The following is a 7,661-nucleotide window of genomic DNA, read 5'->3' as shown; positions in this document are numbered from 1 at the left end:
GATGTGTATAAGAGACAGACACAGCACTTACCGTTGCTGGAAGGTCACTTCACCTGGTCGCGCCTGGACCGGCGACCTTTGAGCGCGTCGATGATGAGCGCACCGGCGGCCGCGCCCGACATGTCGCGAGCGAGGAGCTGAGGAGGCGCCTCGTGCTCACCGTCCTGCGGGCGGGCAGGCAGGAGCAGTGCCGCCAGAAGAGCACCGACGAGCGAGACGCCTGCTGCCACCAGCGAAGCCCCGGACATGCTGTGCAGGTAGGCGGATGTCGCCTTGTCGAGCAGACCTCGTCCGACATCACCAAGGCCGCGGTCCACCAGTGTCTGTGCGACCTGGAGTGCAGCGCCGAACGATCGATGCGCCGCGGCGACGGCCTCTTCCGCACCAGGGCCGGGAACGAGAGTCGATTCCAGCCGGTTCTGGTAGAGCGACGAGGCAACGCTGCCGATCACGGCCACGCCGAGCGTCCCGCCGAACAGGCGCGTTGCGTCATTCACCGCTGCACCGACACCGGCTTTCTCCTCGGGAACGGCACCCATGATCGCCTCGGTTGCCGGTGCACTCGCCAGCCCGACTCCCACGCCGAGCAACAGCATCTCGCCGGCAATCGTGGCGTACGGCGTCGTCGCCGTGTTCGCCGAGCACCAGACGAGTCCGCCGGCGAACAGCACGAGACCCGACACCACGACGATCTTGTTGCCGATCTTCACCGCGAGCTTGGTGCCGATGATGGACGAGACCGCCACCGCGCCCGCCATGGGCAGCAGCCGCAGTCCCATCGAGAACGGGGTGTAGTTCTTGACCAGCTGCAGGTACTGCGTGATCACGAAGATGAAGCCCTGCAAAGCGAAGAACGAGATCGCGACCGCACCGCTCGCCGCGCTGAAGCGAGGGTTGGAGAACAGCTTCACGTCGAGCATCGGATGGGCCGCCCGGCGTTCGGCCGCGACGAAGACCACCAGCAGCACCGCGCCGATCGCGAGGCACGAGATCGTGCGGACGGATCCCCAGCCCCAACCGGGTGCCTCGATCACACCGAAGACGAGCACGGCCACGCCAGCGCTCGAGAGGACGAGGCCCAGCCAGTCGACCGGAGGCGTCTCCGGGTCTTGAGACGTCGGCACCACCAGGCAGATGAGGATTCCGACAGCGACGGCGACACCGGCCATGAAGGCGAAGATGCTGCCCCACCAGAAGTGAGCCAGCAGCCAGCCGCCGACGATGGGTCCAGTCGCGACGCCGAAGCCCGTGACCGTTCCCCAAAGTCCAATCGCACCAGCACGTTCGGCCCGTTCGGTGAACACGTTCACCAGGATGGACAGGGTCGCGGGGAACATGAGCGCCGCGCCCAGGCCCATGACCGCGCGTGCGGCGATGAGCTGACCTGGCGTGTCGATGAGCGCTGCCCAGACGCAGGAGAGCCCGAAGATCACCAGACCGGCGAGCAGGGCTCCCTTGCGGCCCTGACGGTCACCGAAGCTGCCACCCGCGAGCACCAGTGCGGCGAAAGCCAAGCTGTAGGCGTCGACGACCCACTGCAGCTCGGACGTGCTGGCCCCGAGCTCCTGCATGAGCGCGGGCAGAGCGACGTTCACGATCAAGATTTCGACACTGATCACGAAGGCGGTGAGGGTCAGTGCGAGAAGGATCAGAGACTTTCGCATCGCTTGACTTTCTCAAGTAAGGTTGACAATTGTCAAGTTGTGAACGCAGCGGCCTCGGCGTGTCGGGCCAAGGCGCCGCTAGCGGCTGCGCTCGGCGAGGTCACGGAGGTTCAGCAGCTGGCGGCGCATCATGAACAGATCCAGCCACGCCAGCACCCACTGACGCAGCAGACCCAGGTGGCGTTTGCGGGGCAAGGTCAGCTTCACAGCCAACCGGGAGCCGCCAGGCCCCTCGTCATGGACGACATAGCTGATCGCCAGCTCCCCAAACATCAACCGCCCGAGCCATCCCACCCGGATCGTGACGTGCTCGTCGACCACATAGCTGATCAACGCGAACACCGTGATGAAGCGCTGACCGAGCTTCAGCTGCTCGAGTCCTGGCGTGAGCGTGCGCGGACTGGGACGGCCCAGGTTGTTCAGGAGGTCGTAGCTGTACGGCGCAGCCTTGAGCTGACACAACCAACGGAACACGTGTGCGCGCGGCGCAGCGACGCTGATCGCCCGGTGTGCTTCGAACTTCGGGGCCGCGAACACCTCGTCACACGGGTAGCCGGCGGTGACCTCGTCGCTGGTCGCGCCCCATACGAGCGGCCATCCGTCTCCCACGCGTCTGCCCTCCCGGCCCGGCTGTGCCGCGACGCTAGAAAGCATGACTTTCCCCCTCATTACGGCGTCCGTAAGCAGCTTCGATACACCCTTCAAATACGAGTACAACTCACCTCGAAATGTCACACATTCGCCTTCGCCAAAACGTGCCAAGGTCTGTGCCAAGCAGGCGAAGCGTGACTCGATGTTCCATCCGTGACGCTTGACAACCTTCGAGAACGAGGCTTACCGTCACAGCGGTTTGCAGATCTTACACCCATTCACATTTTCTTCCCGGGGGGGTCGAAGGGTGATCGGTCTTGATACATCAATTGATGCGGAAACACGTGTGGCTTCTTCCGAGTTGATCCACCCACGAGAACAGGAGGCCAGCTACCGCGCCTACCTATTTGGCCCCTTTCGAGTACTCCACGACCAAGAAGTGGTTGGTCAGCGGGGCCATCGCAGGGAGAAGGCCTTGCTCCTGCTGAAGTGGTTCCTGCTGAACCCCGGCCGACCGTGCTCGATCGACGAGCTGATCGATCTCGGCTGGCCGCAAGCAACCCGGGAGAAAGCGACCGGAAGCATTCACGTCGCGATGCACTGCCTGCGCAGGATGCTCGAACCGGACCTGCCACCCGGTCACGACTCGTCCTTCGTTCACCGCAGCGGCAACACCTTCTACCGCTTCGAAGCAGGTCAGGAGTGGTGGACCGACGCGGATGAGGTCGTGCGTCTCTTCGATCGAGCGCGGGCGAGCGACCGCCAGGGCGACAGCCGCCGCGCGTGCTTCTACTACGGCCGGGTCACCGCATACCCGCTGCACCGGTTCTTCGAAGGCGAAGAGGCACTCGAACCCCGTTTGGCCCCTTATCGCACTCGGTACGAGACCCTGCATTCACAGTCCTTGGTGCGTCTCATCCGTCTGCATCGCGATCGCGGGGAGCTCGAGGAGTGCCTCGAGTACGCCTACCGAATGCTGACGGTGAACCCGTACAACGAGCTGGCGGCGACCGTCATCGCCGAAGCGCACATCACGCACGGCGGATCGGCGCACGCACGGCAGCGGCTGTGCACATTCCTGCAATCGTGCGTCCGCAGACTGGGAAATGGCAATCGCACAGATGTCCTCGCTCTGTGCGAGCGCGCCGTTCGGGAAGCGTCTTCCGCACCGGAACCGCGCCGGCCCAACTGAAACGTGAACTATTTCACGAGGACTGGTTCCTGATCTGTTCGTGGAGCCTGAGCAACTCACTGCTCGGCTCCACGCCCAGCTCCTCCTCGGCCGTTGTGATGAAGCTGTCCAGGCGCGACAGGGCGACCGTCGAATTGCCCTGATCGAGGTGCACCTCGACAAGTGCTGTGATCGCAACCTCGGCGTACGGATCGCGGTCCAGGATCTCCATGGCGGTGGTCAGCGCCTCGTAGTTCAGCCCGGCACCCCGGTAGAGGCGGAGCAGTCGACGCAGCGCTGCGTCGTGCCCGCGGTCCTGTACTGATCGGTGCGGCGCGAACGCGTCCTCGTAGACGTCCTCCGGCAAGAAGCCCTGCCGGTAGTGGTCGAGCAGGCGTTCGCAGGCCCTGATCTCGCCGGCGGTGTCGTCACGCCCGGCCGCCGACCTGGCCATCGCCCAGAGCCTTTCCACCTCGCCGACGTCGGTCCGCCACATTCCACAAAGGTCGAACCGGTAGTGGCTGTCCTGGTCGACACTGACGAACCTGGACGGCTGGCGACCGGTCAGCTCGGGCTCGAGCGCGCGCCGCAACGCGTGCAGCGTCACGTACAGCTTCTTGGTGCAGTTGACGCTCTTCTCCCGCGGCCACAGCAGTGCAGCCAACCGGGTTGCCTCCACGCTCTGCTCGGGGTGGAGCAGGAACCATTTCAGCAGCGTTCGTGCCCCGGTCCGGCCGCCGTTCAGCTCGGCGAGCGGAACTCCGTCTCGCCACACCCGGAACGGGCCGAAGAACTGTGCCTCATACCGCATGTCACACCCGCCAGGAATAGAGAGAGCGTGAATCTTGCACTGCGCGCACATTTGCCGAAGGGCCGTTTCTCGTCCAACTCCTGACGTCCCCCATGACACTCCCCCGACAACCCCGTACGTCCTGCTGCCCGACTCTACGCACCCAAGTGGCCCAGGGTCTCATTATTGACGAAACTAATCGCAGATCAGGTCGGTTGCCCCGTGGGTACACCTGTATGCGCAGCTCAAGGCCAACAACCGGCGCCTCACGTGCTTTCGCGACATGTAAGCGGCCTACCAGGAACCGCCCAGAGCCTGGACAAGTCGACAAAGTGGACACACGCAGCACACATGCCAGTTACACCCGAGTTACAAGCTGCGTAAGTCGAGATCGCCAAGCACATTCTCGGTAATTCCTCGCCTTACCCAATCGGGAAGACGACTGTAATTCACCACGTTCATTATCCTGTGACTGCGATCACGACATCGATAGGTGCAGACCAATAGGAGACTGACGTTGTCGATGCCCCAGACAGCCATCGTCCTCTTCGATCTCGCCCTGATCATCGTCGCCGCCAGGCTCCTCGGCGCACTCGCCAGGAGAGTGGGTCAACCGCCTGTCATCGGAGAGCTGGCCACCGGCATCCTGCTCGGGCCGATGATCTTGGGGTCACACCTGACGGGAGTGCTCTTCCCGTCGGACGTACGTCCGCTGCTCAGCACCCTGGGGACCTTCGGTCTTGCGTTGTTCATGTTCACCGTGGGACTCGATCTCGGTCATCGCCGCGAGCGCCCGCATGCCAAGGCCGCATCGGCAATCTCGCTCGTCTCGGTGGCACTGCCGTTCGGGCTCGGTGTCGCACTCGCCGCCTTCATCGCGACAGGCCACGCAGCCGAGAACAAGCTCGCGTTCGCGTTGTTCCTCGGCACGGCCATGTCGGTGACCGCGTTTCCCGTACTGGCACGGATCATCACCGACCACAACCTGCAGCACACGGCCATCGGCAAGATGGCGATGACCTGCGCCGCGGTCGACGACGTCTGCGCCTGGTCACTCCTCACCGTCGTGACCATCGTGGCGGGCACCAAACAGCCCGCACATTCGATGATGATCGTGCTGGCCATCCCTTTCCTGCTACTCATCGCCCTGGCCTTCAGGCCGGCGCTGCGCAAACTCCTCGGTGGCCGCGCCGCCACGCCGGCAATGACCTGCACCCTGCTCGCCTGCGCGCTGTGCTCCGCGGCGTTCACGGAGTGGATCGGCCTGCACTTCATCTTCGGTGCCTTCATTCTCGGCGCCGCGATTCCCACTCTCGGCTTCGAAGGACAACGCGAGGCGCTCAACCGCTGGACAGGCCCGATCACCGCCGTGCTGCTGCCCGTGTTCTTCACGATCTCTGGGCTCAAGGTGGACTTGGGGACGCTGGGCCCCAACGGTTTCGTCGAGCTCGTGCTGATCATCCTCGTGGCGGTCGTCGGCAAGTTCGGCGGCGCTTGGGCCACCGCGCGTCTCGCCAAGATCTCTCCGCGTGACTCGATCACGCTGGCCGCTCTGGTCAACACGAGAGGGCTCACCGAACTCATCGTGCTGAGCGTCGGCCTGGAGCTGGCGATCATCGATCAGGCGATCTACTCGATCATGGTGGTGATGGCTTTGGTGACGACCGCGATGGCGGGTCCAGTGTTGCGCTTGCTCCACCGCACAGGTGCGCACAAGAAAGAGCTTCTGTTATCCGGCGTCGGAACGGTCGACAAGAACCAGAACTGAGCAGCGGAACCGTCCAAGCCCGACCGGTCCGGGTCTCAACATTTGTGCCTGCATGACCGACACCGACATGGCCTCGGGACCGCTCGGATGGACCGAACGGTCGCTAGGCCTGGCCGGCTAGGACTGGAACAGGTCCAACCCGTTCCATCCGGTACCGAGGACTCGCGGCGCCCACGACCCCAGTGGCGATCAGGACATCAACGAGGCCTGGTGGCCCAGCTCCTCGATCACGCGAACCACGTCCTCAGGGCCGCTGCGGTCCGGGTCCAGCTCCACGGTCGCGCGTCCTTGCTTCACCTGGTCTGTGTGCTGAGCACACCTGGCAGATCTTCGAGTACGTCGTCGATGAGCAACGCACAACTGCCGCAATGCATCACGCTCACTTGGAAAACACGGGTCGTCGCCACAGTGGACTCCCCTCAGCCGACGTTGATGACGCCGGTGTACCTGCCCATGTCGCAGGCATAATCCACTTGCAACACACCGAGTTCGGTACGGGTTTCACCGCTGCCCGGAAGGATCCTCTCCTGATCCTGGATCACGAATGAACGCACGCAGCCCTGCACCTTGTCCAACTTCACCACCAGCGTGGTCGGCAAGCACGACCACGCCTGCACGTCGTCGGGGCTGTAGGGCGGTATGAGCCGGTACGGGCGGTGATCACCATGGTCTGCTGTCCATTCACGACGGTGACTGCCGTGGTGTCGGCGGGGACGTCGCAGTCCGAGGCCGTCTCCGCGATGCGGCTGGCGGCGAAGGGCGCGCCTGCCAGCTCAAGCCTCCGTTGAGGGTGTACAAGCCCCTCGCGAGGACGACAAGCCCGGTCACCACAACGAGTCGCCTCTTCCAGGCGGTGGCGACCTTGCGGGCCGCGTAGCCGAGGATCGCGAACAGCGGGCTGGGTCCGAGCACGCACACCGCCATCGTCGCAGCGGGCGTGCACGTGGCGTCGTGGGTGTCTTCCATCCGTGGGAGGTGCGGTACCTCAAAAGGAGACCAGTTCACCTACCCGCTCTTCGGCGGGCAGCGAGCCGTGACGTACTCCTGGTTCCGCCGATACCGTGTAGCCGACGGCCATGCTCAAGGGCTCGGCACCGGCAAAGATGGCGTCAGCGAGAGACCACCTCTACGCCTTCTGACCTGGTTGTAGGCGCACATGTCGCCGACCAGCACCGAACGAGTGAACAGGAGCGGTATGACCGACGATGTGGCCAGCCAAGTGATCAAGGCTGAGCAGGATCGGATCCAATGTCTCCTCGACGTGGATCGCGGCACCTACGACCGATTGCACGCCGCGGAGTATCGGTTGTGCAACCCGACCGGCACCGTGTGGACGAAGGCCGAATACCTTGATCTCCTCACCACCGGGCGCGTCGCCTACCGGGAACTGGGGCTGACCGGCGACGTGGACGCCATCGTCGGCACCGACATCACCGTCCTCCGCTACCGGTGCGTTATCGAACTCACCGTCGACGGCGCGGACATCCCGCGGCACGAGGCCTGGCACACCGACGTCTACACCAATGCCAGCAGCACATGGCGTTGTGTCTGGTCGCAAGCCACCGGCATCATGGACCTTCCGTTGGCCGCACGCTGACCCCGCACGAGGAAGGCGCGGACCGCCGGACTTGACGTTGTGACGAATGGCGGGAACCAGAAGCGTCCAGTGGTTACGGG

At 64.2% G+C, this 7,661-nt stretch carries 8 protein-coding genes; 3 read left to right on the top strand and 5 right to left on the bottom strand.

Going from position 1 to position 7,661, the window contains the following annotated elements; all coding sequences use genetic code 11:
* Positions 1-44: 44 nt before the first annotated feature.
* Together UK23_RS32835 and UK23_RS32830 are read right to left on the bottom strand one after the other, a co-directional pair.
* Complete coding sequence (locus UK23_RS32835) at positions 45-1,664, bottom strand: MFS transporter (RefSeq protein ID WP_063778138.1); 1,620 nt, start codon at positions 1,662-1,664, stop codon at positions 45-47.
* Positions 1,665-1,742: 78 nt separating this feature from the next.
* A complete protein-coding gene (locus tag UK23_RS32830; RefSeq protein ID WP_082115161.1) occupies positions 1,743-2,318 on the bottom strand; it encodes a hypothetical protein in 576 nt (191 codons plus the stop codon).
* Between the two features lie 244 nt (positions 2,319-2,562).
* Between UK23_RS32830 and UK23_RS32825 the strand changes: the two genes are divergently transcribed.
* Positions 2,563-3,447: an AfsR/SARP family transcriptional regulator gene (locus tag UK23_RS32825; protein ID WP_196777981.1), complete on the top strand. Its 885-nt coding sequence runs from the start codon at positions 2,563-2,565 to the stop codon at positions 3,445-3,447.
* Positions 3,448-3,460: 13 nt separating this feature from the next.
* On the opposite strand, the gene UK23_RS32820 is transcribed toward UK23_RS32825, so the two are convergent.
* Complete coding sequence (locus tag UK23_RS32820) at positions 3,461-4,237, bottom strand: AfsR/SARP family transcriptional regulator (RefSeq protein WP_045315594.1); 777 nt, start codon at positions 4,235-4,237, stop codon at positions 3,461-3,463.
* Between the two features lie 502 nt (positions 4,238-4,739).
* On the opposite strand from UK23_RS32820, the gene UK23_RS32815 reads away from it, so the two are divergent.
* Positions 4,740-5,984, top strand: coding sequence for a cation:proton antiporter (locus tag UK23_RS32815; RefSeq protein ID WP_045315593.1), 1,245 nt, complete (start codon positions 4,740-4,742; stop codon positions 5,982-5,984).
* A gap of 293 nt (positions 5,985-6,277) precedes the next feature.
* Here the strand turns inward: UK23_RS32815 and UK23_RS55145 are convergent, their stop codons facing one another.
* Both UK23_RS55145 and UK23_RS49180 read right to left on the bottom strand, forming a co-directional pair.
* Complete coding sequence (locus UK23_RS55145) at positions 6,278-6,358, bottom strand: cation transporter (RefSeq protein ID WP_419503913.1); 81 nt, start codon at positions 6,356-6,358, stop codon at positions 6,278-6,280.
* A gap of 45 nt (positions 6,359-6,403) precedes the next feature.
* On the bottom strand, positions 6,404-6,583 hold the full coding sequence (locus tag UK23_RS49180; RefSeq protein WP_156213549.1) for a hypothetical protein: 180 nt from the start codon (positions 6,581-6,583) through the stop codon (positions 6,404-6,406).
* A gap of 596 nt (positions 6,584-7,179) precedes the next feature.
* Here UK23_RS49180 and UK23_RS32800 point away from each other — a divergent pair.
* Positions 7,180-7,581: a nuclear transport factor 2 family protein gene (locus UK23_RS32800; protein ID WP_045315592.1), complete on the top strand. Its 402-nt coding sequence runs from the start codon at positions 7,180-7,182 to the stop codon at positions 7,579-7,581.
* The last annotated feature ends 80 nt before the right edge of the window (positions 7,582-7,661 follow it).

The organism is Lentzea aerocolonigenes, assembly GCF_000955955.1.
Taxonomy (GTDB): domain Bacteria; phylum Actinomycetota; class Actinomycetes; order Mycobacteriales; family Pseudonocardiaceae; genus Lentzea; species Lentzea aerocolonigenes_A.
Note: the sequence above shows the minus strand (reverse complement) of the source record. Positions and strands in the feature narration are given on the sequence as shown.

Excerpts from the sequence above, each read along its gene's own strand:
- UK23_RS32835 (WP_063778138.1), bottom strand. The coding sequence starts at position 1,664 with ATGCGAAAGTCTCTGATCCTTCTCGCACTGACCCTCACCGCCTTCGTG.
- UK23_RS32830 (WP_082115161.1), bottom strand. The coding sequence starts at position 2,318 with ATGCTTTCTAGCGTCGCGGCACAGCCGGGCCGGGAGGGCAGACGCGTG.
- UK23_RS32820 (WP_045315594.1), bottom strand. The coding sequence starts at position 4,237 with ATGCGGTATGAGGCACAGTTCTTCGGCCCGTTCCGGGTGTGGCGAGAC.
- UK23_RS32815 (WP_045315593.1), top strand. The coding sequence starts at position 4,740 with ATGCCCCAGACAGCCATCGTCCTCTTCGATCTCGCCCTGATCATCGTC.
- UK23_RS55145 (WP_419503913.1), bottom strand. The coding sequence starts at position 6,358 with ATGCATTGCGGCAGTTGTGCGTTGCTCATCGACGACGTACTCGAAGAT.
- UK23_RS32800 (WP_045315592.1), top strand. The coding sequence starts at position 7,180 with ATGACCGACGATGTGGCCAGCCAAGTGATCAAGGCTGAGCAGGATCGG.